This window comes from Bradyrhizobium lablabi, assembly GCF_900141755.1.
Lineage (GTDB): Bacteria > Pseudomonadota > Alphaproteobacteria > Rhizobiales > Xanthobacteraceae > Bradyrhizobium > Bradyrhizobium lablabi_A.
On the sequence record NZ_LT670844.1, the window covers coordinates 1,162,262 to 1,187,421 of the forward strand.

25 protein-coding genes are annotated in these 25,160 nt (G+C 62.8%); 18 read left to right on the forward strand and 7 right to left on the reverse strand.

The genetic code is table 11. The annotated features are described in order from the left end of the window. The first annotated feature begins 356 nt into the window (after positions 1–356). The 3 genes from B5526_RS05480 (at position 357) to B5526_RS05490 (ending at position 2,627) form a co-directional block, all read left to right on the forward strand. Positions 357–590, forward strand: a complete 234-nt coding sequence (locus B5526_RS05480; RefSeq protein ID WP_079537282.1) for a hypothetical protein — start codon at positions 357–359, stop codon at positions 588–590. 235 nt (positions 591–825) lie between these two features. Beyond that, positions 826–1,605, forward strand: coding sequence for a class II aldolase/adducin family protein (locus tag B5526_RS05485; RefSeq protein WP_079544715.1), 780 nt, complete (start codon positions 826–828; stop codon positions 1,603–1,605). Between the two features lie 38 nt (positions 1,606–1,643). Continuing rightward, on the forward strand, positions 1,644–2,627 hold the full coding sequence (locus tag B5526_RS05490; RefSeq protein ID WP_079537283.1) for an NAD-dependent epimerase/dehydratase family protein: 984 nt from the start codon (positions 1,644–1,646) through the stop codon (positions 2,625–2,627). Positions 2,628–3,519: 892 nt separating this feature from the next. On the opposite strand, the gene B5526_RS05495 is transcribed toward B5526_RS05490, so the two are convergent. The 3 genes from B5526_RS05495 to B5526_RS05505 all read right to left on the reverse strand — a co-directional run bounded on the left by B5526_RS05495 (position 3,520) and on the right by B5526_RS05505 (position 7,912). Continuing rightward, positions 3,520–4,938 (reverse strand): M20/M25/M40 family metallo-hydrolase, encoded by a 1,419-nt coding sequence (locus B5526_RS05495; RefSeq protein ID WP_079537284.1) that lies wholly within the window; start codon positions 4,936–4,938, stop codon positions 3,520–3,522. Positions 4,939–4,957: 19 nt separating this feature from the next. Next, entirely contained in the window at positions 4,958–6,277 is a 1,320-nt protein-coding gene (locus B5526_RS05500) for a glycosyltransferase family 87 protein (protein WP_244562204.1), read from the reverse strand. Positions 6,278–6,346: 69 nt separating this feature from the next. Continuing rightward, positions 6,347–7,912 carry a helicase HerA-like domain-containing protein gene (locus B5526_RS05505; RefSeq protein ID WP_079544717.1) on the reverse strand — a complete coding sequence of 522 codons (1,566 nt, stop codon included), beginning with the start codon at positions 7,910–7,912 and terminating at the stop codon, positions 6,347–6,349. 370 nt (positions 7,913–8,282) lie between these two features. On the opposite strand from B5526_RS05505, the gene B5526_RS05510 reads away from it, so the two are divergent. The 15 genes from B5526_RS05510 to B5526_RS05580 all read left to right on the forward strand — a co-directional run bounded on the left by B5526_RS05510 (position 8,283) and on the right by B5526_RS05580 (position 21,011). Beyond that, positions 8,283–8,648: a hypothetical protein gene (locus B5526_RS05510; RefSeq protein WP_079537285.1), complete on the forward strand. Its 366-nt coding sequence runs from the start codon at positions 8,283–8,285 to the stop codon at positions 8,646–8,648. 24 nt (positions 8,649–8,672) lie between these two features. Continuing rightward, positions 8,673–9,080: a DUF4332 domain-containing protein gene (locus B5526_RS05515; RefSeq protein WP_079537286.1), complete on the forward strand. Its 408-nt coding sequence runs from the start codon at positions 8,673–8,675 to the stop codon at positions 9,078–9,080. A 63-nt stretch (positions 9,081–9,143) separates the two neighbouring features. Then, positions 9,144–10,001: a dihydropteroate synthase gene (gene folP, locus B5526_RS05520; protein WP_079537287.1), complete on the forward strand. Its 858-nt coding sequence runs from the start codon at positions 9,144–9,146 to the stop codon at positions 9,999–10,001. After that, on the forward strand, positions 9,998–10,378 hold the full coding sequence (gene folB, locus B5526_RS05525) for a dihydroneopterin aldolase (protein ID WP_079537288.1): 381 nt from the start codon (positions 9,998–10,000) through the stop codon (positions 10,376–10,378). The genes folP and folB overlap by 4 nt, the downstream gene beginning before the upstream one ends. Next, positions 10,371–10,862: a 2-amino-4-hydroxy-6-hydroxymethyldihydropteridine diphosphokinase gene (gene folK, locus B5526_RS05530; RefSeq protein ID WP_079537289.1), complete on the forward strand. Its 492-nt coding sequence runs from the start codon at positions 10,371–10,373 to the stop codon at positions 10,860–10,862. Before folB ends, folK begins: the two co-directional genes overlap by 8 nt. A gap of 96 nt (positions 10,863–10,958) precedes the next feature. After that, positions 10,959–12,830, forward strand: a complete 1,872-nt coding sequence (locus B5526_RS05535; RefSeq protein WP_079537290.1) for a methylmalonyl-CoA mutase subunit beta — start codon at positions 10,959–10,961, stop codon at positions 12,828–12,830. Continuing rightward, positions 12,827–13,291, forward strand: a complete 465-nt coding sequence (locus B5526_RS05540; protein ID WP_079537291.1) for a GFA family protein — start codon at positions 12,827–12,829, stop codon at positions 13,289–13,291. The genes B5526_RS05535 and B5526_RS05540 overlap by 4 nt, the downstream gene beginning before the upstream one ends. A gap of 43 nt (positions 13,292–13,334) precedes the next feature. Next, on the forward strand, positions 13,335–15,491 hold the full coding sequence (gene scpA, locus B5526_RS05545; RefSeq protein WP_079544718.1) for a methylmalonyl-CoA mutase: 2,157 nt from the start codon (positions 13,335–13,337) through the stop codon (positions 15,489–15,491). A gap of 37 nt (positions 15,492–15,528) precedes the next feature. Beyond that, entirely contained in the window at positions 15,529–16,326 is a 798-nt protein-coding gene (locus tag B5526_RS05550; protein WP_079537292.1) for an RsiV family protein, read from the forward strand. A gap of 49 nt (positions 16,327–16,375) precedes the next feature. Further along, positions 16,376–16,690, forward strand: coding sequence for a nucleotidyltransferase family protein (locus B5526_RS05555; RefSeq protein ID WP_079544719.1), 315 nt, complete (start codon positions 16,376–16,378; stop codon positions 16,688–16,690). Continuing rightward, complete coding sequence (locus B5526_RS05560; RefSeq protein WP_079537293.1) at positions 16,691–17,062, forward strand: HepT-like ribonuclease domain-containing protein; 372 nt, start codon at positions 16,691–16,693, stop codon at positions 17,060–17,062. Beyond that, a complete protein-coding gene (gene meaB / locus B5526_RS05565) occupies positions 17,062–18,048 on the forward strand; it encodes a methylmalonyl Co-A mutase-associated GTPase MeaB (RefSeq protein WP_154071663.1) in 987 nt (328 codons plus the stop codon). Before B5526_RS05560 ends, meaB begins: the two co-directional genes overlap by 1 nt. A gap of 177 nt (positions 18,049–18,225) precedes the next feature. Next, positions 18,226–18,942 carry a pyroglutamyl-peptidase I gene (locus B5526_RS05570; protein WP_079537295.1) on the forward strand — a complete coding sequence of 239 codons (717 nt, stop codon included), beginning with the start codon at positions 18,226–18,228 and terminating at the stop codon, positions 18,940–18,942. Between the two features lie 81 nt (positions 18,943–19,023). Next, a complete protein-coding gene (locus tag B5526_RS05575; protein WP_079537296.1) occupies positions 19,024–19,473 on the forward strand; it encodes a hypothetical protein in 450 nt (149 codons plus the stop codon). 167 nt (positions 19,474–19,640) lie between these two features. Further along, positions 19,641–21,011, forward strand: coding sequence for a TIGR03808 family TAT-translocated repetitive protein (locus B5526_RS05580; RefSeq protein ID WP_079544720.1), 1,371 nt, complete (start codon positions 19,641–19,643; stop codon positions 21,009–21,011). A 33-nt stretch (positions 21,012–21,044) separates the two neighbouring features. Here B5526_RS05580 and B5526_RS05585 read toward each other — a convergent pair whose 3' ends face one another. The 4 genes from B5526_RS05585 to B5526_RS05600 form a co-directional block, all read right to left on the reverse strand. Beyond that, positions 21,045–21,467 (reverse strand): TIGR03809 family protein, encoded by a 423-nt coding sequence (locus tag B5526_RS05585; RefSeq protein WP_079537297.1) that lies wholly within the window; start codon positions 21,465–21,467, stop codon positions 21,045–21,047. Between the two features lie 482 nt (positions 21,468–21,949). After that, complete coding sequence (locus B5526_RS05590; protein WP_079537298.1) at positions 21,950–23,632, reverse strand: S8 family serine peptidase; 1,683 nt, start codon at positions 23,630–23,632, stop codon at positions 21,950–21,952. 45 nt (positions 23,633–23,677) lie between these two features. After that, entirely contained in the window at positions 23,678–24,376 is a 699-nt protein-coding gene (locus B5526_RS05595; RefSeq protein WP_079537299.1) for a hypothetical protein, read from the reverse strand. Next, on the reverse strand, positions 24,373–24,942 hold the full coding sequence (locus B5526_RS05600) for a sigma-70 family RNA polymerase sigma factor (protein ID WP_079537300.1): 570 nt from the start codon (positions 24,940–24,942) through the stop codon (positions 24,373–24,375). Before B5526_RS05600 ends, B5526_RS05595 begins: the two co-directional genes overlap by 4 nt. Between the last annotated feature and the right edge of the window lie 218 nt (positions 24,943–25,160).

Here is a 25,160-nt window from a genome sequence, read left to right on the forward strand (position 1 = left end):
AGCCTGCTGGCAATTCCGGCGCCCTAGGACTGGATGCTTGCCCATGCTCCTTGCTAGCGAGCAAGCTCCCTGATCCAGTCCGCATCCTATCCACGACCCGCGAGCAACATCGTTTGCGGAAGCAATGCGCTGAGAGAAACCGAACACAGCCGGTTGGGTCGGCATCTCAGCATGAGCGGCAAGTTGGTCGCTTGAAAATTTCCGAATAGCCCACGAAGCCTATGATCTGGCCACACGTCGATGAACGCAAACTAAATTTCCCGTTCTGGTGTCATTCAACTAACGGCCGCTAAGGTTTCGATGCTGTGTCCCACAAGGAAAATTCCTCGTGGGCACGCGAACTGGAGGAGACGCCAATGAAAACTAAGTTAGTTGCTGCAGCAGTTTTGGTTGCGTCGTTCGCTGCTCCCGCTTTCGCAGCCGACGAGTTCTATGTCGTACAGGACGTCAAGACCAAGAAATGCACCATCGTCGACAAGAAACCGACCGAGTCGTCGATGACCATCGTTAGCCCGTCCGGCACTATCTACAAGAGTCGTACCGAAGCGGAAGCTGGAATGAAGAGCGTCAAGGTCTGTTCCTCGCAATAAGAAAGATCAGCCAGGCATGTACCTGATGGGTCATCTGCACTGACATTTGGGAGCCCGCCAATCTCGGCGGGCTCTCTGTCCGCCTAAGCGAAACGGCTCCAGCGTCGGATCAAGAGTCGTGCGGATGCCTGACCCGCGGCCGGGCATGACTGCCACGCCACTCCCGTGCCTTGCTGCGAAGCAAGTGCAGGGCTAATCTCGTGCTGAATCCAACAATCATATGGAGAAACCGGTCATGTCGCCAGCCGAAGCTCGCCTGAAGGAAGTGCCGTCGGATATGACCGAGGCCGAATGGACCCAAAGGGTCAATCTCGCCGCCTGCTACCGCCTGGTCGCGCATTATGGCTGGGACGACCTGGTCGATACCCACATCTCCGCCCGCGTGCCGGGACCGGACCATCATTTCCTGATCAACCCCTACGGCTTGATGTTCGACGAAATCACCGCGTCCAGCTTGGTGAAGGTCGACCTCCACGGCAATCAGCTGACCAAGAGCGACTACAGCATCAACCCGGCCGGCTTCACCATCCACTCCGCGATCCACGAGGTGCGCGAGGACGCCGGCTGCGTGCTCCATCTGCATACGCCCGACGGCACCGCGGTGGCGAGCTGCATGGAAGGCCTGCTGCCGATGAACCAGACCGCGCATTTCGTCACCCACGACCTCGCCTATCACGACTACGAGGGGGTCGCGCTTGATCATGACGAGCGTCCGCGCCTGCAGAACGACCTCGGCAACAAGAACCACATGCTGTTGCGCAATCACGGCACGCTGACGGTCGGCCGCTCGGTCGCCTCCGCCTTCGAGCGCATGTACCATCTGGAACGTGCCTGCACCATGCAGGTCCGCACCCGCATGCTGGGCCCGACCGCCTATCCGATCGAGAAGATGGTGATCGAGAAGAACGAAACCCTGTTTTCAAATCCCGATCGCGCCGAATTGCGCTCGACCATGCTGGTATGGCCGCCGCTATTACGAAAACTCGACCGGATCGATCCGAGCTACCGGAATTAACGCCCGGAGCGCGCGAAGAGCACGAAGGTTATCGTGGCGTGACAGTTCTGGTGACCGGCAGTTCCGGCCATCTCGGCGAGGCGCTGGTCCGTACCCTGCAGGCGCAGCGTCGCGAGGCGATCGGAATCGACATTCTCCCCGGTGCGTTTACGCATCTTGTGGGGTCGATCACCGACCGTGACTTCGTACGCCGCTGCATGACGGGCGTCGGCGCCGTGCTGCACGCCGCCACGCTGCACAAGCCGCACGTGGCGACCCACAACCGCCAGGATTTCGTCGACGTCAACATCACGGGCACGCTCAATCTGCTCGAGGAAGCGGTCGCGGCCGGTGTCACCGCGTTTGTCTACACCAGCACGACCAGTGTCTTCGGCGACGCGCTGGTGCCGCCGTCAGGCGAACCGGCGGCCTGGGTAACGGAAGACGTCACCCCCGTGCCAAAAAACATCTACGGCGTCACCAAGGCGGCTGCGGAGGACCTGTGCCAGCTATTCGCGCGCAACCATTCGCTGCGGACCATCGTGCTGCGCACCTCGCGCTTCTTTCCCGAAGTGGACGATGATCGCGCGGTCCGCGAGACATATGCCGACGCCAACGCCAAGGCCAACGAGTTTCTCTATCGCCGCGTCGACATCGAAGACGTCGTCAGCGCGCATCTTTTGGCGACCCATCGCGCCCCATCGGCCGCTTTCGCCAAATACATCATCAGCGCCACCACGCCATTTTCGCGCGACGATGTTGCCGACTTGCGCGGCGGCGCGCCCGAGGTGGTCCGCCGTTACGTGCCGGAATATCCTGCGGAATATGCACGGCGCGGCTGGACAATGATTCCCGGCATCGATCGGGTTTACGTCAATGACAAGGCACGCGCCGAGCTCGGCTGGCAAGCGCGGCACGATTTTCGCGCGCTGATGGCGCGGCTGAAGGCTGACGATGACATCCTTAGCCCGCTCGCGCGCGAAATCGGCAGCAAGGGGTATCACGATCGCGCCTTTGGCGATGGGCCTTATCCGGTGGCGTGAGGCTGACGCGGGGTGGACGAATCCACGCAAACGCGCTAAATATCGCTCACACACCCTCTACACGTTCAGATCAAAACCAGATCAAAACGCCGTCCAATCCCGGGCGGCGTTTTTGCTTTCGTCATTGCGAGCCAACGGGTCGGCGCGAAGCGCCGCCCGATGACAGGCTCCGCGACTTGTCCGCCGTAGCTCGAAGAGCGAAGGCGGAAGCAATCCAGCTTTAGCGCCGCGACGTAGAAAGCTGGATTGCTTCGTCGCTTGCGCTCCTCGCAATGACGGGAAGAGAGCGAAGAAGCCGACTGATTTGCCCGTCGGGCAAAAACCTGTCTAGCCCTCGTTGCAAAAATATTCTGATTTTCCGAAACCCCAAATCACTGCTATATTCCCACCGTCTCGTCCCACTCGAGGGGCGCTTCGCGGTCGTCACGAACGCGGGATGGGATGCGGTGGACGCTGATAGTGCCATTGACGAACGGCACGAAGGCGGACGGCGAAGTCGTGTGGTCCTGACACCCCGACGCTGGTGTCAAGTTGGCGGAGATATCCGCTGGCGACGGTGGCAAAAGAGCCCGGTCACCGGGGAGAGCACGAAATAAGCCGTAAAACCATTGCGTGCGGGAATGCCGGGTTGTTCCGGTGGACCTGTGGTGACTAACGCGCGTGCTTACTACATTACACGCGCGGCTGCGGGTGCATCGGCGCCCGGCATTCCCCACGCCCTCTGAGGGGCGGAAAGTTCATCAACGACTCGGGCGCATCGCGCCGCGGGATCGCGAAGTTTTGTCTTGCCGTCATTGCGAGGCGCAAAGCGACGAAGCAATCCAGCTTCCTGTTGCTCGGCACCAAAGCTGGATTGCTTCGCTTCGCTCGCAATGACGGGAAAAGCGGGCAGCTACCGCGGCGCCTCCGCGAACGCCGCCAGAATCCGCGCCCACGAACGAATGCCCTTGTGAAAACTCTTCAGGTCGTATTTTTCGTTCGGCGAGTGGATGTTGTCGTCGTCCAGGCCAAACCCCACCAGCACCGTATCGAGACCGAGCGTGCGCTTGAAATCGGCGACGATCGGGATCGAGGCGCCCGAGCCCATCAGGATCGCTTCCTTGCCCCACTCCTCGGTCAAGGCGCGCCTGGCGGCGGCGAGCGGCTTCATGTTCCAGTCGAGCGCGATCGCCGGCGCGCTCGAATGGTCGCCGAACTCGGCCTTGCAATCGCCGGGCAGCCGCGCGGTGACGTAATCGCGGAACGCCTTTCGGATTTTGGCGGGGTCTTGCCCTTCGACCAGACGGAACGAGACCTTGGCGGAGGCTTCCGCCGGGATCACCGTCTTCGAGCCTTCGCCGGTATAGCCGCCGATGATGCCATTGACGTCGCAGGTCGGACGCGAGGAGATCTGCTCGATCAACAAGCGGTCCTTTTCACCGGCGGGGATCGAAAGTCCGATCGGCTTCAGGAACGATTCCGGCGTCAGGTTCAATTTCTTCCATTGCGCCAGCACGTCCGGCGGCAAATCCTTCACGCCGTCGTAGAAGCCGGGAATGGTGATGTGGCCGTTGTCGTCGAACAGGCCGCCGAGGATGCGGGTCAGCACCCGGATCGGATTTTGCGCGCCGCCGCCGAACACGCCGGAATGCAGGTCGCGGTTGGCGGCCTTGATCCTGACCTCCTCGTAAACCAGTCCGCGCAAGGAGGTGGTGATCGCCGGTGTATTCGGATCCCACATGCCGGTGTCGCAGACCAGCGCGAAGTCGGCCTTCAGTTCGTCCTTGTTCTTCTTGAGAAACGGGACGAAATTCTTCGATCCGATTTCTTCCTCACCCTCGATCACGATGGTGATGTCGACCGGCAAGCTCCCGGTGACAGACTTCCAGGCCCGGCAGGCCTCGACGAAAGTCATCAACTGGCCTTTGTCGTCCTCGGCGCCGCGCGCGACGATGATCTTTCGCCCGTCGGCGTGATCGGTCACGACCGGCTCGAAGGGCGGGCGGTGCCAGAGATTGAGCGGATCGACCGGCTGGACGTCATAGTGACCGTAGAACAGCACGTGCGGCCGCACCCCGCCGCCGCCGTTACGCTTGCCATTACTTTTGGCGATGATGGCGGGATGACCGGCGGTCGGCCGGACCTCCGTCTCAAAGCCGAGCGTCGCGATGTCTTTGGCGAGATGATCGGCGGCGAGCTTGCAATCCCCGGCAAAGGCCGGATCGGCCGAAATCGATTTGATCCGCAGCAGCGCAAACAGCCGCTGCAGGCTGTTGTCGAAATCGGCATCGATGCGGTCGAGGACCGGCTGAACTTGCGGCGCGTTGGACATTTTTGTTGTTTCCTTCGGGCTAGCGGGGATTGCTCTGCATGTTCAGTTGTAGCTCGCCCGCCGGCGGAGACAAGACGCGGACGGCCACTTGCGATGGCGGATTGAGGATATGCCAGACCAGTCCCCCCGCAAGCACCGCGGTCGCAACCAGATTGTTCCCGAACGCCTGCAGATCAGTCGGGAAAAGGGGAAGCGACAGCAGCATCAACAGTCCCGCGACCGCGAGCGTGATCCAGGAGCCGATCCGCGCCGCGGGACGCGGGTCATAGGCTGCGCGGTGGATCAGGATCGTCATCGGAAAGAACAGCCACATGAAATAATACTGCCGGGCCAAAGGAGAGGCCACCGTCATCAGACAGAAGAGGATACCGAGCTCCTCGGCGTCCGACAGCGGCGTCGTTTTCGCGCGCGCCGGCATCACCGCAATGTACCCAAGCCCGATCGCGAGCGATATCGCGAGCACGAGCCAATTCGCGGTCTTGAAGTCGAGATCGACGAGGTTCATGTATTCCGGCGGCTTGGCCGGATTGTCCTGGTTGTAGTTGACCGGGCGCGTCAATCGATGCGTCACGGCGATGATGGATTGATTGACCCACGACCAGTTCTGCTCGCCGCGCTGGCCAAAGCCCTGCTCCGAGCTCGATCCGACCATGCCCTGGTACCAGCTCTTCAATTCGGAAACATTGTGCTGGTAGCCGCGTATCGGCGCGGGCACGACGAACAGAAAGACGACGAGGAAGACCAGCATGCTGGCCGCCGACGCCCACCGCCTTCGCCATACGAGATAGGGCAGCACCGCGACCGGAAAAACCTTGATCGCGGTCGCCAGCGCAAACATGACGCCCGCCATCCAGGGCCGCTCATGCTGCAGCAGCCAGAAGCCGAACAACATCATCGCCAGCAGGATGAGGTTGGGCTGGCCGAGATCGAACATGTCGAACACAAACGTAACCGTGACAAAGCCGGGGAGCGCGAACAGCCAGGGGCCGGGTGTCTTGCCCGATCCCGTCATCGCGTTGGAGAATTGCGCGGTCATCCACCATGCCACCACATTGAGCGCCGACAGGCAGGCATAGAGCGGGATCTTGCCGAAATACGCGGGTATCGCGAGCAGGACCGCAGGCAGCGGCGGATAGATGAATTCGAAATAGGCCTTGGGATCGCTGGGATAGAGGTCCCTGCCCTGCAGCACCTGCTGCCCGGCCCAGAACCACAACGGATAGTCCTTGGTCTTTCCGTTGCCCCAGAGTTCGGGAACCAGAACGTCGGCCGTCAGCGCGATGCAGCAGACCAGAAACAGAAGATCGAGCGGCGCTCGCAACGACGGATATCTCAGCACACGCACCTTTCCGAACAAAAATCAGAGCAAAAACCAGAGCGAGATCACGCCGCAGCCGATGATCTATTTCTACCGCCGCAGCAAGCCGCCGAGCGCGCCGCGCACCAGGGCGCGACCGACCGAACCGCCCACCGAGCCGCCGACCGATTTGCCGAGATCGGCGACGACCCCGCCGACCACCTTGTCGGTGACCGAGCGCGTGACGTTTCGCGCGATGAGCTGGCCGGTCGACAATCTGCCGCGCGGCACGTTGGTGCCGAAAATCGTCCCGACGATGGCGCCGATTTGCCCGAGGATTCCGCCACCGCCGGCAGCGGCACCCGCCGCCGTTCCGGCGACGCGCTTCTGCAATACCTCATAGGCGGATTCGGAATCGATCGCGGTGTCATATTTGCCCTTTACCGGGCTGGCATCCATGATCGCCTTGCGTTCCTCCGGCGTGATCGGCCCGATCCGCGCCGTTGGCGGGCGGACCATGACGCGCTCGACCATCGCCGGGACACCGTTGCCTTCCAGGAACGACACCAGCGCCTCGCCCTTGCCCAATTCCATGATGACCTGCGCCGTATCGAGCTTCGGGTTGGGCCGGAACGTCTGCGCCGCGGCCGCCACCGCCTTCTGGTCGCGCGGGGTAAATGCCCGGAGCGCGTGCTGCACGCGGTTGCCCAATTGGGCGAGCACCTTGTCCGGCACGTCGATCGGGTTCTGCGTGACGAAATAGACGCCGACGCCCTTGGAGCGTATCAGCCGCACCACCTGTTCGATCTTGTCCATCAGCGCCTTCGGCGCGTCGTTGAACAACAGATGCGCCTCGTCGAAAAAGAACACGAGTTTCGGCTTCGGCGGGTCGCCGGCCTCCGGCAGTTGTTCGAACAATTCCGACAGCATCCACAACAGGAAAGTCGCGTAGAGCTGGGGGCTCTGCATCAGCCTGTCGGCGACCAGGATGTTGACCATGCCCCGGCCGTCGCGGTCGGTGCGCATGAAATCCTTCAGCGCGAGCGCCGGTTCGCCGAAAAACTTGGCGCCGCCCTGATTTTCCAGCACCAGAAGCTGGCGCTGGATGGTTCCGACGGTCTGCTTCGAGACGTTGCCGTATTGCGTGGTCAGCTCGCCCGCGTGTTCGGCGATGTAGGACAGGATTGCCCGCAGGTCCTTCATGTCGAGCAGCAGCAACCCCTGCTCGTCGGCCACCCTGAAGGCGATGTTGAGCACGCCCTCCTGGACGTCGTTCAGATCCATCATGCGGGAGAGCAAGAGCGGGCCCATTTCCGAGACGGTGGCGCGCACCGGATGCCCCTGCTCGCCGAACACGTCCCAAAAGATCGTCGAGAACTGGTCGCCCTGGAAGGTCAGGCCCATGTCGCCGGCCCGCTTGACGATGAAATCCTTGGCCTCGCCGACTTCGGAGATCCCCGACAGGTCTCCCTTGATGTCGGCCGCGAATACCGGAACCCCGGCACGCGCAAAGCCTTCAGCCATCACCTGCAGCGAGACGGTCTTGCCGGTTCCGGTCGCGCCGGTAACGAGGCCATGGCGATTTGCAAGCGCGAGCGTCAGCCAGGCCGGCTGTTCGCCCTTGCCGATGAAAATCTTCTCTGCGGTATCGGCCATCTTGTTATCGGAGGTAGACATTTTATAGCCTCTAGAAAGCCTCTGTCGCGCGTATCGGAGATGTCCGCCGCCGGACACAAGCATCATACCGCATCTTGCGAGCCGATTGAAACCGTTCCACGCCCCGCCAAGGCGGTTGGAATCCGCCTTGGTCGACACGAGATCCACCCGCATCGTGCGCGCTTGCGTCAAAAGTCGGAACGAATGTGCCGTGCCGCGACAATTTTTTGCGAATCTCGTGCCCGCTCTTGCATTGCTGCAACACTTGCGAGGCGATCGAAGGTGAAAAGTACTTACCCCCGCGCGGATCGCTTGTATTTCGTATCGCAGAAGATCAAGATAAATTCGATATACAAGGAGCCGGCGCGTAACCGGTTGAGGGCGGGGCAATATGGACGAACTGATAGGGCGGCTGGCCGTAAAGGCCGGCATTGATAATGCTTTGGCCGAAGAAACCATCGGCATCATTCTGGGCTTCCTTCGCAACGAGGGTCCTACCGACAAAGTTCAGGCCTTGATCGACGCGATCCCCGGCGCGGAAGCCGCGATCGCGGCCGCCAGCAACAATGGCGGTCTCGGAAGGCTGATGGGCGGCGGCCTGATGGCGCTCGGCACCAGACTGATGGGGCTCGGTTTGGGAATAGCCGAGATAAAGAACGTCGCCCGTGAACTTTTCACCTTCGGCCGCGACAAAGTTGGAGCGGATCAGATGGGCAAGATCATCGCAGGGACACCCGGCCTCAGCCAGTTCGCCTAAAGCACCTTTTTCATATCGAGTACCATGACATACCCAATCACCGAGATTGATGGCCTGAGCGCCTTTTGCGCCTCGAAACTGAAATCGCTGGGCATACGGACCACCGACAAGCTGCTGGAGGCCGCTCGCACCGTGAAGGGCCGCAAGGCGCTGGCCGCGAAGACCGGCATCAGCGAGCAGCAACTGCTGGAATGGGCCAACGTCTCCGACTACATGCGGATTCCCGGCATGGGCAAGGCCAAGGTCGGGCTGGTGCGCGCCGCCGGCGTAACCACGGTGCGCGAACTCGCGCTGCGCAATCCGGCGCGGCTGGCCGAGAGCATCAAAGAGGTCAACACCAGGCGCAAACTCGTCCGCGTCCTGCCTTCGGAAAAGTCGGTCGAGCAGCTGATCGAGCAGGCCCGCAAGCTGCAGCCAAAAATCACGTACTGACCGAGACGGCCCGGCCGGGGAGCGCGGCTTGACTCCCATGCGCGGACCGCGCAAAGCGACCGCATGATCGCGACCACGTCCCGACCCGCGCCCTCCATCCCGGCCCATCATCCGGTGCTGCGGGCCCTGTTGTCCGCCCCCTATCCGGCCGTGATGGGCGTGCTGAACGTGACCCCGGATTCGTTTTCCGATGGCGGACAATTTGTCACACCGGAGCGCGCGCTGGCGCAGGCCCGCCGCATGGTCGATGAGGGCGCCGACATCATCGACATCGGCGCGGAATCGACCCGGCCCTATGGCGATGCGGAGCCGGTCCCGGCCGAGGAAGAGCTGAAACGTTTGCGGCCGGTATTGGCGGAGGTCGTCTCGCTTGGGATACCGGTATCGATCGACAGCATGAAATCACAGGTGGTCGCCTGGGCGCTCGAGGCGGGCGCCGTCATCGCCAACGACGTCTGGGGCCTGCAGCGCGATCCCGGCATGGCAGCCTTGCTCGCGGCGCACAATTCGCCGGTCATCGTCATGCATAATCGCGACCGCGCCGACGCTGGCATCGACATCATGAAGGACATCGCCGCCTTCTTCAGCCGCTCGCTCGAGATCGCGGCGAAGGCCGGTATTCCCGCAGGCAATATCGTGCTCGACCCCGGCATCGGCTTCGGCAAGACCCAGGAGCAGAGCATCACGGCGCTGGCCCGGCTGGATGAACTCCTCGTGTTCGGCCTGCCGCTATTGGTCGGCGCCTCGCGCAAGAGTTTTATCAACTCAGTGGTGCCGTCGGAGCCGCATCAACGTCTGGGCGGCTCGATTGCGGCACATGTCATTGCGGCAAAAGCCGGGGCGAGGATCATCCGCACCCATGATGTGTTGGAAACCGTGCAGGCGCTGCGGGTAGCGGGTGCGATCCGGGACAGGCAATGACCGATACGATCTTCATCACAGGCGTCGTCATCCATGCCCGTCACGGGGTGATGGAGCACGAGACCGAGGTCGGCCAGCGCTTTGTCATCGATCTCGAGCTCTCGACCGACCTGTCGGAATCCTCGCGCACCGATCGCCTCGCCGATACCGTGTCCTATTCCAACGTGGTCGCAACCGCGACAGCGGCCTTCAAGGATGTCAATTACAAGCTCTTGGAACGCGCGGCCGGCGCGGTCGCCGACGCCGTCCTGGCGGCGTTTCCCCGCGTCAGCGCGATAAAGGTCACCGTGCACAAGCCGCACGCGCCGATCGCGGCCATTTTTGACGATGTCGGCGTGGTGCTGACCCGCACACGGCAAGCTGCCTCGCATGGCTGACGTTCTGATCGGGCTCGGCGGCAATGTCGGCGACGTCCGCGCGACATTTCAGAAGGCGATCGCTAACATCTGCGGAATGACGCAAGCCGCCCTCGTGGCACGCTCGTCAGACTATGTCACCCCGCCCTTGGGCAACGAGGAGCAGGATCCCTTCATCAACGCCTGCATTGAAATCGAAACCAGCCTCGATCCCCACGCGCTGTTGTTTACGCTACACAAGATCGAACACAAGTTCGGGCGCGACCGGACGCGAGAAAGACGCTGGGGCCCGCGCACGCTTGACCTCGACCTGATCGCCTATGACGACGTTTCCATCCAAAAGCCGGAACTGACGCTGCCGCACCCGCGCCTGTTCGATCGCGCCTTCGTGCTGGTGCCGCTGGTGGAGATCGCCCCCGACCGCCTGATTACGGGACGCAGCGTCTCAGCGGCGCTGGCGGAGCTGTCCACCGCCGGGATCGAGCGGTTGCCCGACCTGGCCTGACCAAAAGGGACCCAAAACACCGTTTGGCTTGGCGGTCGGCACGTGGCAATTTCCGCCCCAACAGCGATAACGGCGCCCCCGGGAGCGACCTGCCGAATGACATCTGCGACTGACGAATTGCGGCTGGCGGCGGATTTTGCGCCGGCGAGCTATGATGACTGGCGGAAGCTCGTCGATGGCGTCCTGAAGGGCGCACCATTCGAGAAGCTGGTCGGCAAGACCTCGGACGGCATAGAGATCGAGCCGATCTATCCGCGCGCGCGGGGCGCCTCGCCGGTCGCAGGCCGCGCCGCCGCCGCGCCCTGGCAGATCATGCAGCGGATCGATCATCCGGATGCTGCGCAGGCGAACGCGCAGGCGCTGCTCGACCTGGAAAACGGTGCGACCGGGCTGACACTGGTTTTCGTGGGCGCCAATGGCGCCCATGGCTTCGGAATGGAACCATCAGTCGAAGCGATCGAGAAGGTTCTCGACGGTATTTTTGTCGATGCCGGTATTTCAATCGAACTTCAAATCGGCCCGCCGTCGCGGATGGCCGCGATCCACATCGCCGAATATGTCAAGCGCAGGGGCCTTGACCCCGCGGCCTGCGATATCCGCTTCGGTCTCGATCCGATCGGCGCCTGCGCGGTCCGGGGGGCCAGTCCTTACGGCTGGTCGGTGATCGAGCCTGCGATCACGGGCGCGATCAAAGGCCTCGCTGCGATGGGATTCAAGGGCCCGTTTGCCGTCGCCGACGGACGGGTGATCCATGATGCCGGCGGATCGGAAGTGCAGGAATTGGCGTTCGTGCTGGCGACCGCCCTCGCCTATTTGCGCACGCTGGAGGGGGCCGGCGTGACGCTTGAGAATGCCCGGAGCATGGTCTATGCGCGGCTTTCCGCCGACGCCGATCAATTCTTGACGCTGGCAAAGTTCCGCGCGTTGCGTTTGCTGTGGGCACGCATCGAACAGGCCTGCGAGCTGACGCCGAAACCGATCTTCATCACGGCGCAAACCGCCTGGCGGATGCTGACGAAGCGCGACCCTTACGTGAACATGCTGCGCGCGACGATCGCAACATTTTCAGCCGGCCTCGGCGGCGCCAACGCGGTCACCGTGCTGCCGCATACGCTGGCTCTGGGATTGCCCGATCCGTTCGCGCGGCGCGTGGCGCGCAACACGCAACTGGTGCTGCTCGAAGAATCCAATCTCGCAAAAGTGTCGGATCCCGCCGCTGGCTCCGGCGGCATCGAAGCCCTGACGCGGGAGCTTTGCGACGCTGCATGGTCGTTGTTTCAGGAGACCGAGAAGGCCGGCGGCGTGTTCGCTTCCCTCGAACAGAACCTGATCCAGCGCAAGGTCGCCGCGACGCGGACGGTGCGCGAGCAAAACATCGCCAAACGCAAGGAAGTGCTCACGGGCGCCACCGAGTTTCCCAATCTGCATGAAGCAGACGTCGCGGTACTCGACGCAAAGCCGGTCGTGCTCGCGCCCTATGGCGAAGCAAAATTCAAATTCGACCCGCTGCCGCCGATGCGGCTGGCAGCGCCGTTCGAAGTTTTGCGCGACCGCTCGGATCAAATCCTGAAAGACCGCGGCGCACGGCCAAAAGTCTTTCTTGCTAACCTCGGGACAGCCGCCGACTTCACAGCGCGCGCGACGTTTGCGAAGAGCTTTTTCGAGACTGGCGGGATCGAGGCGCTCGATAGCGAGGGGTTTGTCGATCCGGCGGCGCTGGCTGCCGCATTCAAGGCTTCCGGCGCGGCGCTGGCGTGCCTGTGCTCGTCGGACAAGGTTTATGCCGGGCACGCTGCGGCTGCCGCGAAAGCTCTTCAAGACGCCGGAGCAAAGCATATCTATCTGGCGGGCCGCGCGAGCGAGCAGGAAGCCGCGCTCCGGGCCGCCGGCGTTAAGGATTTTGTCTTTGCCGGCGGCGATGCGCTGGTGACGTTGCAGGAAGCCTATCGGCTGATGGAGCGAACATGACCACGGCGACAAAACCTGTTCTGACCGGCGGCTGCCAATGCGGCGCCATTCGCTTTGCATTGTCGGCGCCACCGGTAAAAATCAGCATCTGCCATTGCCGGATGTGCCAAAAAGCCTCCGGCGCGCCGTTCGCCTCCTTTGCCGACATCGACCGCGCCGATTTTAGCTGGACCCGCGGCACACCGGCCGCATTCCGCTCCTCCTCGATCGCCGAGCGCGATTATTGCAGGGATTGCGGCACACCGCTGAGCTTTCACCGCATCGACGGCCCCAGGATCGAGATCATGACCGGCGCCTTCGACCGCCCGGACCGGGTGGTGCCGACCCAGCAATTCGGCACCGAATCCCGGCTCGGCTGGGTGGTCTCGATCGCCAACATGCCGAGCCAGACCACGCTGCAGAATTACGGGGCGGATAAAGTTAACGGCATCGTCAGCCACCAGCATCCGGACCATGATTGAGGGGTGGCGACCTCCGGGGGGCGCCTATGCTATGATGGGTACCATGAGCCGCATACCGAACTTTGCGAATATCGCATTTGAAAAGACGGCCCCAGCCGAACCGGCCGGCGGCGCCGAACCCTGGCTCACGCCCGAAGGCATCCCGGTAAAGCCCGGCTATAGCGAGACCGATCTCGACGGCATCGATTTCCTCGAGACCTGGCCCGGGATTGCGCCTTATCTGCGCGGCCCCTACCCCACGATGTATGTCAACCAGCCATGGACGGTCAGGCAATATGCCGGCTTCTCCACAGCGGAAGATTCCAACGCGTTTTACCGCCGCAACCTCGCCGCGGGGCAAAAGGGCCTGTCGGTCGCGTTCGATCTCGCCACCCATCGCGGCTACGATTCGGATCACCCCCGCGTCACCGGCGACGTCGGCATGGCCGGCGTGGCGATCGATTCGATTTACGACATGCGCACGCTGTTCTCAGGCATCCCGCTCGACCGGATGAGCGTGTCGATGACCATGAATGGCGCGGTGCTGCCGATCCTCGCGCTGTTCGTCGCGGCCGCCGAAGAACAGGGCGTGCCGCCGGAGAAACTTTCAGGAACGATCCAGAACGACATCCTGAAAGAGTTCATGGTACGCAACACGTATATCTATCCGCCGGCGCCCTCGATGCGGATCATCTCCGACATCTTTGCGTATACCTCGCAGAAGATGCCGAAATACAATTCGATCTCCATCTCCGGCTATCATATGCAGGAGGCCGGCGCGACGCAGGACCTAGAGCTTGCCTATACGCTCGCCGACGGCGTCGAATATCTCCGCGCCGGGCTTGCCGCCGGCCTCGATGTCGACCGCTTTGCACCAAGACTGTCGTTCTTCTGGGCGATCGGCATGAACTTCTTCATGGAAGTCGCAAAGATGCGCGCGGCGCGGCTATTGTGGGCCAAGCTCTTGAAGCCATTCAACCCGAAGGATCCGCGCTCGCTGTCGCTGCGCACGCACTGCCAGACCTCGGGCTGGTCGCTGACCGCGCAGGACGTCTACAACAATGTGATGCGCACCACGATCGAGGCGATGGCGGCAACCCAGGGCCATACCCAGTCGCTGCACACCAATGCGCTCGACGAGGCCCTGGCGCTGCCGACCGACTTCTCGGCCCGCATCGCGCGCAACACGCAATTGTTCCTGCAGCAGGAAAGCGGCACCAACCGCATCATCGATCCCTGGGGCGGCTCCTATTATGTCGAGCGCCTCACCCACGATCTCGCCATCAAAGCCTGGGGTCACATCCAGGAGGTCGAGGCGCTCGGCGGCATGGCGAAAGCGATCGAGGCCGGCGTCCCAAAACTGCGGATCGAGGAAGCCTCCGCCAAGACCCAAGCCCGGATCGATGCCGGCAAGCAGGCGGTGATCGGTGTCAATAAATACCGGCCCGTCAACGAGGCGCCGATCGACGTGCTGAAGGTGGAAAACTCCACCGTGCGGCGATTGCAGATCGACAAGCTCAAGCGGCTCAGGAAAGAGCGCAACCAGAAGGACGTCGACGATGCGCTGGCGGCGCTGACACGCAGCGCCGGCGACGGCAACGGCAATTTGCTGGCGCTGGCGATCGATGCCGCGCGCGCCAAGGCAACCGTCGGCGAAATCTCCGATGCGATGGAGAAGGTGTTCGGGCGGCATCGCGCCGAAATAAAATCCATCACCGGCGTCTACAAGCGGGAGGCATCCACCATGTCCAACCGGGTCGAGAAAGTGCAGGCGCTGATCGACGCATTCGAGGATGCGGAAGGGCGTCGCCCGCGAATTCTAGTGGCAAAAATCGGCCAGGACGGCCACGACCGCGGCCAGAAGGTAATCGCGTCGGCCTTTGCCGATGTCGGCTTCGACGTCGATATCGGGCCGTTGTTCGCCACCGCCGACGAAGCGGCGCGGCAGGCGGTCGAGAACGACGTCCATATTCTCGGGCTGTCATCGCTGGCGGCGGCGCATCTCACCGCAGTGCCGGAAGTAAAGGCCGCGCTGAAAAAGCAGGGCCGCGACGACATCATGATCATCATCGGCGGCGTGGTGCCGCCGCAGGATTACGACGCGCTGTACAAGGCCGGCGCCGAGGCGATATTTCCGCCGGGCACGGTAATTGCGGATGCCGCTGAGGAACTGATCCACAAGCTCAACGCGCGGCTCGGGCATAGCGAGGCGGCGGAGTAATTTCGCTGCGACAATATTTTTATCATAAGGACTTTCCGTGCGCCCCGCCGCTCTCAGGTTTGCCCGCAGCTTAAGTTTCGTTGGTTCGGTCGCATGGTTCGCAGCGGCCGCAGCTTTTGCAGCCGAGGCGAAGCCCGACGCCTCGATCAAGGCACGAAATGTCGAAGCTAGCGTCTCGCTCGACGACAAGATCAAGGCTGATCCAGCGCTTTCGGTGGATTGTCTTGCCGAGGGCAGAAAGTGGCTCGACAAGCAAGCTGCGGACGCGGCTGCCTCGCGCAAACAGGACCCGCAACTGTTTCGCGACGGCGGCTGGACTTTCGAGCGCAATTACGCCGTCCGCTCCGTGGTCGACGGGCACTATGTCAGCATTGTCAGGTCCGACTATATGGACACCCACGGCGCCCATCCGAATTCGGATGTCGACACTATCCTGTGGGACGCAACAGCGAAAAAGCGCATCAGCATCCGCCCGTTCTTCACCGAGACTGCCGACAACGGCCCAACCATGACGGCAATGCGCAAGGCCGTGATCGCATCTTTGAATATCGAAAAGAAAAAGCGAGATTCGAGCGAGACCGCGACCGCCGAATGGTACATGGGCCTTGAGCCAAAACTGCTCAAGATCGGCGCGGTGACACTGGCGCCGTCTACCGTAACGGGCAAAAGCTCCGGCCTGACCTTTCATTATCCGCCCTACGCAGTCGGTCCTTATGTCGAGGGACAGTATGTCGCGTTCGTGCCGTGGGAGACCCTGAAGCCATATCTCACGCCGGAGGGCATGACCATTTTCGGCGGCGCGCGGCCCAAGGACGACGATGACGGCACGCGATGACCGGCCGGGCAGATTTTCCCACCCGGCATTGATGTGCTATTATGCAGCCATGAGCGACGTTAGAGACATCACACTGGAAGAAATTATTGCCAAGCTGCGCGACATTGCACCAGCGATTCAGGCGGAGGGCGTAACCAAGCTCGCCGTCTTTGGATCACGGGCGCGCGGCGACGCAAGACCAGACAGCGATCTCGATGTGCTCATCGACAGGACTGCGCGCGGCGCATCACCGCCCTTTGATCCGTTCAAGGTCCAGCATTTGATCGAGGATGCGACGGGACTCCAGGCGCAGATATCGATGCGGGACCTGCTGAAGCCACGTATCGCCGAACGGATCGCCGAAGACTTGATCGAGGTGTTCTGAATGCCGCCGACCGTCGAAGACCGGCTGCGGGACATTCTGGAAGCCATTGCCGAGATCGAAGATATGCTCGCTGGCTGCAGCCTCGATCTCTTCTCCGCTGATAAAATGCGCCGCATGGCGACCGAGCGATACCTCGAAGTGGTTTGCGAGGCGGCGCGAAGGCTCACTGATGAAGTGAAACGGGACGCGCCTGACATCGAGTGGCAGAAAATGGTCGATTTCGGCAATCGGCTGCGCCATGCATATCACGCGACCGACGTCGATATTGTCTGGAACATAATCCAGGATCACCTGCCCCCCTTTGAAATCTTTCGTCGAGCGCCGCATTCGCGCGTTAGACAATTGACGGTCACGCGCGGCCAAAAGCGATGATGACCAGCAACAAAGTCGTCGATATCAAAGCGTTGGCACAAGACCTGCGCGCAGGCCACCGCGCGGCGCTGGCGCGGGCGATCACGCTGATCGAAAGCCGGCGCGGCGATCACCAGGCGGCGGCGCGCGATCTGGTGCAGGCGCTGCTGCCGGACACCGGCAAGGCGGTTCGCGTCGGCATTACCGGCTCGCCCGGCGTCGGCAAATCCACCACCATCGACGGGCTCGGGATGTTCCTGGTCGAGCGCGGGCATAAGGTCGCGGTGCTGGCGGTCGACCCCTCCTCGGCACGCACCGGCGGCTCGATCCTCGGCGACAAGACCCGGATGGCGCGGCTCGCCGCGTCCGAGCGCGCCTATATCCGGCCGTCGCCCGCCTCCGGCACGCTCGGCGGGGTCGCCGCAAAAACCCGCGAGGCGATGCTGTTATGCGAGGCCGCAGGGTTCGATGTGGTGTTGGTGGAGACCGTCGGCATCGGGCAGTCCGAGACCGCGGTCTGCGACATGACCGATTTCTTCCTGGCGCTGATGCTGCCGGGCGCCGGTGACGAGCTTCAAGGCATCAAGAAGGGCCTGGTTGAACTCGCCGACATGATCGCCGTCAACAAGGCCGACGGCGACAACATCAAGCGCGCCAACATCGCCGCCGCCGAATATCGCGGCGCGCTGCATATTCTAACCCCGCGCTCCGAGCATTGGCATCCGCCGGTCGTGACCTATTCGGCATTGACTGGCACCGGCATCGATGTGCTGTGGCGGAAGATTTTGGATCACCGCACCGCGATGAACGCCTCGGGCGAATTCGCGTCGCGGCGGCGGCAGCAACAGATAAAATGGATGTGGTCGATGCTGGAGCAGCGGATGATGGCGCGGCTGCGCGCCGATGCTTCCGTGCGCGCCAAGGTGAAAAAGATCGAAGCCGAGGTGGCAGACGGCCGCGTCACGCCTTCGCTCGGCGCCGAGCAGATCGCGGAGATGCTGAGGTGAGGACGGAAAGGCATATGAGACTGTCATCGTCCGCCAGCGGGTCGGCGCAACGCGCCGCCCGACGACAGGCTCCAGCGGACGATCCAGTATCCCAGAGGAGCCACTGGGAATCACAGGCCCGTCGGCGTTTACTGGATGCCCGCTTTTGCGGGCATGACGATGGGGAGCCTTGGTGAAATGAGCGATAAACTTCGCGTCCTGATCACCGGGTTCGGCCCGTTTCCGGGTGCGCCTTATAACCCGACGATGCCACTGGTGAAGCGGCTGACGCAGTTGCGTCGCCCGGCGCTCGCCGATGTCGAGCTGATCGGCCACATTTTTCATGTCACCTACTCCACCGTCGATCGGGAGCTGCCCGAACTGATCGCCCGGCATCGCCCGCAAGCGGTGCTGAGTTTCGGCCTCGCCGATCGCACCGCGCATCTCCGGGTCGAAACCCGCGCGCGCAACGCCGTCACCACGACGTTCCCCGACGCCGATCGCAACCGGGCGCGGAAGGGATCGATCGCGGCCGGCGCGGGTGCCCTGATGTTCGGCCCGCATACGGCCAACCTTCTGCGCGCGGCGCGCCGCACCGGCATCGATGCCCGCGCCTCGCGCGATGCCGGAAGTTATCTCTGCAACTACCTGAGCTGGCGCGCCATCGAAGCGGTTCGTAACGACACCGGCCCACGCCTCGCCGCCTTCATCCATATCCCGCTGCTCGCGCGCGACTGCACGCCTCCGCGCAAGGAGAGGGCCAACCGGATCACGCTGGAAGAGCTGGTCGACGCCGGCGAGGCCATGCTGCTCGAAATGGTGAAGCTTACGAGCCGGGCTATGCGCGAGCGCCCTGCTGTCCTTGCTCTCCCCGAGCATGCAAGGCGAGAGAGAGCTAATGCCGGCTCAAAATGATTTTGCGATCGAAATACGGTTATGCTTGAAAACTAAACTTTGGATTGTATGAGACGCTGTCGCAGCTTGAACTTCGCAGTCATGACCCGGACAATTCACGTTATCCTGTTGTTATTGTCGACGTTGCTGGCAGGCTGCGTCACCGATCAGTCGATGCCATCGGCAGTTGCAATAGGTCCCGGGCAGGCCGCCATCGCGATCACTCGGCCGAGCGCCTGGTACGGCGCGGCGCTGGCGGTCGACATCGATGCGAACGGCTCCAAAATTGCGAGCCTCGAGTCCGGCGGCAGCTACACCGGCCCTTTGCCTCCAGGTCCCGTGGTCCTAACGGTCACCAGCTGGTCGAGCCCGGGACGTTACGTCATCCGCTTCAATGCGCAGGCCGGTAAGCGCTACGCGTTTGTGGTATCACCACGGAACGAGCAAATGGCTGCTACTGCGATCGGCGGGGTCATCGGGCTCGCTGCGGACACCGCGGCCAACGGCGAAACTTCTGGCGCTTTCCAGATTACGGCCGTGCCAAGCAGCTAATCCCTGGGTGCCCTATTCCAGGTCGGGCCGGCCGCCCTTAGCGGCTCCGTGTTCTGAACATTAACCCTACCCGCAACAATGCTGCATTCCGCGCTCGCCCTCACCGCGCGGCGCCGCATTTCCGGAGTACTTGAGGATATCGCATGCGTTCGCGGGAATTGCTGGTCATGAACGTCAATCGCCGCCATCTTTTGGGTGCATCGGCTGCCGGCATGGCCGGCACACTTGCCGTGTCGCCCGACGCCGCGCGGGCGGCGCCGCTTACCTCCGTGCTCGGGCGCGACGCGACGCAATATGGCATCCACCCCGGCAGTCCCGACGACCAGACCAAGCCGCTGCAGCGCGCGATCGACGACGCCGCCCGCGCGCAGGTTCCGCTGGTGCTGCCGCCGGGCGTCTATCGCACCGGGATGCTCCGCCTGCAGAACGGCACGCAACTGATCGGCGTGCGCGGCGCCACAAAACTCATCTTCAACGGCGGCGCGTCGATGCTTTCCAGCGAAGGCGCCGGCAGGATCGGCCTCGCCAATATCACGCTCGACGGCGGCGGCATTCCGCTGCCGTCGCGGCGCGGCCTGGTGCACTGTATCAGTGGCCGCGACATCCGCATCACTGACTGCGAAACATCAGGCAGCGGCGGCAACGGCATCTGGTTCGAGAAGGTCTCCGGCGACATCAGCGGCAACATCATTGCCAAGACGGCCGCCACCGCGATCGTCTCCTTCGACGCGCAGGGTCTCATCGTTTCGCGCAACACGATTTTGGGCACCAACGACAACGGCATCGAAATCCTGCGCACCGCGATCGGCGATGACGGCACGCTCGTCGCCGACAACCGCATCGAGGATATCAAGGCCGGCCCCGGCGGCTCCGGACAATACGGCAACGCCATCAATGCGTTTCGCGCCGGCAATGTGATCGTGCGGGGCAACCGCATCCGCAATTGCGACTACTCTGCCGTGCGCGGCAATTCGGCGTCCAACATCCAGATATCAGGCAACAGCGTCAGCGACGTCCGCGAGGTCGCGCTGTATTCAGAATTTTCGTTCGAAGGCGCCGTCATCGCCAACAACACGGTCGACGGCGCGGCTTTCGGCGTATCAGTCTGCAATTTCAACGAGGGCGGACGCCTGGCGGTGGTGCAAGGCAACATCATCCGCAATCTGCTGCCGAAGCGGCCGATCGGCACCGCGCCTGACGACGATGCCGGCATCGGCATCTATGTCGAGGCCGATACTTCGGTCACGGGCAACGTGATCGAGAACGCGCCGTCATTCGGGATCGTCGCCGGCTGGGGCAAATATCTGCGCGACGTCGTGATCTCGGGCAATGTGATCCGCAACGCCTTTGCCGGCGTCGGTGTGTCGGTGGCGCCGGGCGCGGGAACCGCGCTCGTCAACAACAACATGATCTCGGAAACCCCGCGCGGCGCCGTGGTCGGGCTCGATCACGCGCGTCCGGTCACGGCTGATCTGTCCGCTGACGGCGCGCAACGTTTCGCCCAGGTGGTGATGGGGACCAACGCGGTCAGGCGGTGAGCCTTAGGATGACGTCCTCTGCGGGACGCGTGCCTACAGCGCGTTGCGCAGCAGCGGATAGCGCTCCGTTATCGCGGCCGGCGTCAGCTTCATGGCGTCCCTCGCCGGCACGGAAGTCGTCTCCCCCGTATCCACGATCTCTACCGGCTGCGGTGGCAGCGGATGAACCTGATCGCGCGACATTCGGCTGCGCGGCAAGGTTGCCCGGCCGCGGCCGAGCCAAGACATGTCGATGGAGGAATTGTCGCGCGAGGCCTCGCGCAACGACAGGTCGCGCCAGATTTCAACGGCGGATTTGGCTTCCTGGATGTTCTCGAGAAAGGCGAGTTCGCTATGATAACGGCGCCAGCGGCCGGATTCGAAGAGTTCGGTGAGGTGCTCCAGCCGTGCTTCAGCAAGAGCACACCAGCGCGCGACAATGTCGCGGCCCCGTGCCACGTCTACACGATGTGTCATTGTCATGAACCAGCCCGTTTGAGTGAGAAGAACGGACGCGGACGCAACAGGGACGAATCACCGAGACGTGACAGATATATTTTGTGGAAAACCCTACCGAAGTCTAGCGGGTGACCCTATCAGGCGCGGGAGATCAGCAGAAAGCCGTACAAATGCGGGATTTTCCTCTCTATCCACAGTCAAGCCGCATACCGGCATGCCCGAGCTGCGAACTGCGGAACGTGCGGCGCGGGTCGTGGTGGCCGATTTCGTCTGAGCGGAAATGCGCGAAATAGCTGCCAAAAACGAAAGACCCGTCCGGGGGGACAACCGGACGGGTCAAGCCATATGGGCGCTTGGGGTGGATGGGCGCTCGCGCCGAATATAGCCTCGTTGGGGAGGGATAACCGCTCCCACTTTTATTGGTCGCGGGAGGGTGGCGACACGTTCAAAAGGGGTTGCGATTTTTTTAACTTTTTTCCGGGGCGTTTTTGGCCGGAGAGTTATGGCGCGGCGGCGCGATTGGCCGCGCCCGCGGAACTTTCGGACGCCATGGCGGGAGCCGGTGGGCTCAACGCCCGGGTCGTCGGAACCTCATGCCGCTCCGGAACATTTTCGCCCGCAGGCCGGCCCGAAACCGTGGCTACCGCTGGCGCGGCGGCGACGGCGGAAACCGCCGCAAACGCGTCGGCTTCTCCAGCACCGAACAGATCGTCGCGGCCGGGGGAACCGAGATCGCGCGCGGTTTTCGTCAAGATCGCGCGCACCTCGTCCGGCTTCAACGCAGGATTGCGCTCCAACAGAAGCGCTGCGAGGCCCGAAACATAGGCGGCGGAAAACGAGGTGCCGGACGTCATCTGATATTTTTCGTCCGGTGCGGGGAGGAAGATATCGACGCCGGGCGCGGCGACGGCAACATAGCTGCCGCGGTTCGATGCCGCGAACAGCTTGTCCTCCGCGTCGGTGGCGCTGACCGCGATCACATTCGCGTTGGCGGCCGGATAGAGCGGCGGCGATTTCGGTCCGGCATTGCCGGCGGCGGCGACCATCACGATGCCCTTCGCGGCGACCGCGGCGATGCCGCGCTCGATCAGCGGATCCTTCGGACCCGCAAAACTCATATTGATGATCTGCGCGCCATGGGCGGCGGCGTAGTCGAGCGCCTTGAGGACCACGAACGAGGTGCTTTCCGCGCCGTTCGACGCCACGACGAAAGCGCGGATCCCAATAATCCTCGCCGCCGGCGCGCTGCCCATCAGCCGGGCGTGTGCCACGATCGCGCCGGCGATGCCGGTGCCGTGGACATGCGGACCTTCCTTGCTGCCGAGCGCATCAAAACTGTCCGAAATGGCGTTGGCGAGTTCCGGATGTTTGGCGTCGATACCGGAATCGATCACGGCAATGGTGACGTTGGCGCCATGGGCCAGCGTATGCGCCTCCGGCAATCGAAGCTTTGCGAGCGCGTATTGTGCGGGGTCGCCCTCGGTCAACGCCGTTTTCTGGTCCTGCAAAAAGTAGCGGAAATTTGGCTGTGCACGCACGCCGTCGGCGGCGAGTTCGCGGCTGACGGTGTCGACCGTCCGGCGGTCGGTGATGCGGAACAGGCCGATGGTGCCGCCAAACAGCGGAAAGTTCTGGGATGTGAGACGCACCAGGCGATGGCGCCGAGCCCACTCGTCGACCTGCGACCCGTTGATCTCGGCCACGATTTCATTCGCGATCGCGCGCGCGCCGAGCGCCGCCACCTGCAGCTGGTCGCGGCGTGGGCCGTTGTTCTTGGCCTTGCCGGATCCGCCGCCATTGCCGCTACCGTTGGCCGAGGTGATCGGCTGACCCGTGCATTCGCCGTCGCTGTCGCGATTGGCGTAGCTGCAGGCCTGATAGGTGCGCAAATTCGGTGTCGTTCTGCCCAATCCCGTCACCGCCCTGCCGGCGATGCTCGGATCGATATGGGGCGTTACCACCGGATCGATACGGGGCGTTATCGCCGGAGCGATGTGCGGCGTAATCCGCGGACCGATGTCCGTGCTCGAAATGTGCGGCCCGACATTGAGGTTGGGCGTGCGCATGATGCTTTGCGCCCGAACCGCCGGACCATCGAGATAGGCCAATGTCAGGCACGCTGCCGTCGCCGCCAACGCCGCAAGCCGCATCTTCCTCCGCCAATTGGCACGATCGTGGATCATGGGACCTCGGGTCGATGCGGCATCGCTTGAGAAGCGCGCGCGGGCTTAAGGTGTCGCTACCGCGAGATTGACAATCCGCTCGCTCGAAAGCTTGCTCATCAGCGCGGCGATTTCATCCTTGGTCATCGCGCTGCTGCCGAATTGCAGCCGGAACATGCCGCCCTTGGCGCCGTCGATGATCGAAGCCTGATAATTGTCGAGCAGCGCGGTGATCTCGGAGATGCGCGCTTCCGGCGCGAACCGCACCAGTGCGCGCGGCGGCGCATCCGGACCGAGCGCGCGGGTGATGGGCTCGTTCGTGCTCAACGACGCCGTCTGGTAGGAGGCGGTCTGGTTCTTCACCAGCACCGCGCCGATAATGCCTGCCTGCAACAGCAGCGCCAGCGCGCCGAGGCTCGCCGACCACGCCAGCGTCCGCGGCGACAGCCTGGCAAAGAAGCTTGCGATCCGCGCAGAGATGTTGAGCGAGGCCTGCGGCTTGCGCGCCGGCTCGCCGTCGATCGCCGCGAACAGCTTCGCCATGGCGCGCGCCGACGGCGCACCGAGGCTTTCGTTGAGATCGATGGTCTCAGTGTACTCTTCCCGGATCACCGCATATTGCCTGGCGAGTTCGGGATCGCGGGCGAGCGCCTCGTCGACACGGCGCGCATCGCGCGCGTTCAGCGTGCCGGCCGCATGCCAGGGCAACAGCATCTCGATCTCACTGGGCTCTTGGTCCAGCATTTTTTTGCTCGCTGCCATCATGGCCAACCTCGCTCGATGCCGGCTGCCTTCAGCAACGCGGCTAGTTTCTTGCGCGCATAAAACAAGCGCGTCTTGACGGTGTTTTCCGGAATGCCGACGATTTCAGCCACCTCTTCCACGGATTTCTCGTGGTAGTAGACGAGATCGACGATCTCCCGATGTTCCGGCGTAAGTGCGGTCAAGCACTTGCGCAACGCTTCACTGGTATCCTTCTTCTGGACCGCCACTTCCGGATCGTCGGAACTGTCCTCGATCGCGTTGGCGGCCTCATCGTCCAGTTCAACATCCTTCCTGCGCCTTAGCGCAGAGAGGGCCTTGAATCGCGTAATAGCCAGGAGCCAGGTGGAAACGGCGGATCGGCCTTCGAACTTGCCAGCCTGGCGCCACACATCGAGGAAAACCTCACTGATGAGATCTTCCGCGACCTGCTCATCCCGCACGAGCCGAAGCCCGAACCGAAACACCCTGACATGGTGCCGTCCGTACAGCACCTGCATGGCGAGGCGGTCGCCTTGGGCGATCCGAGCGATCAGGACGTCGTCCGAAGCCGCTTGTGTCGCACTCAATGGCCGTCTCGCAAGGTTGGTCGGATTGGGTTGGCGGGTGGTTCGATGGCAAAGGCAAGATTCTTCAAATTATCGCAAGCGTTGAGTGCTCTGTGTGATCTATCGCACAGAAGTCGATTTTCCGTTCGCCCTTGCCGGGGCCGGAAGCAACAGAACGCAACAGCCGGTACCATAATACAGAAGAACTTTCTTCGTGCGCCCCACGCCGATCCCCGCGG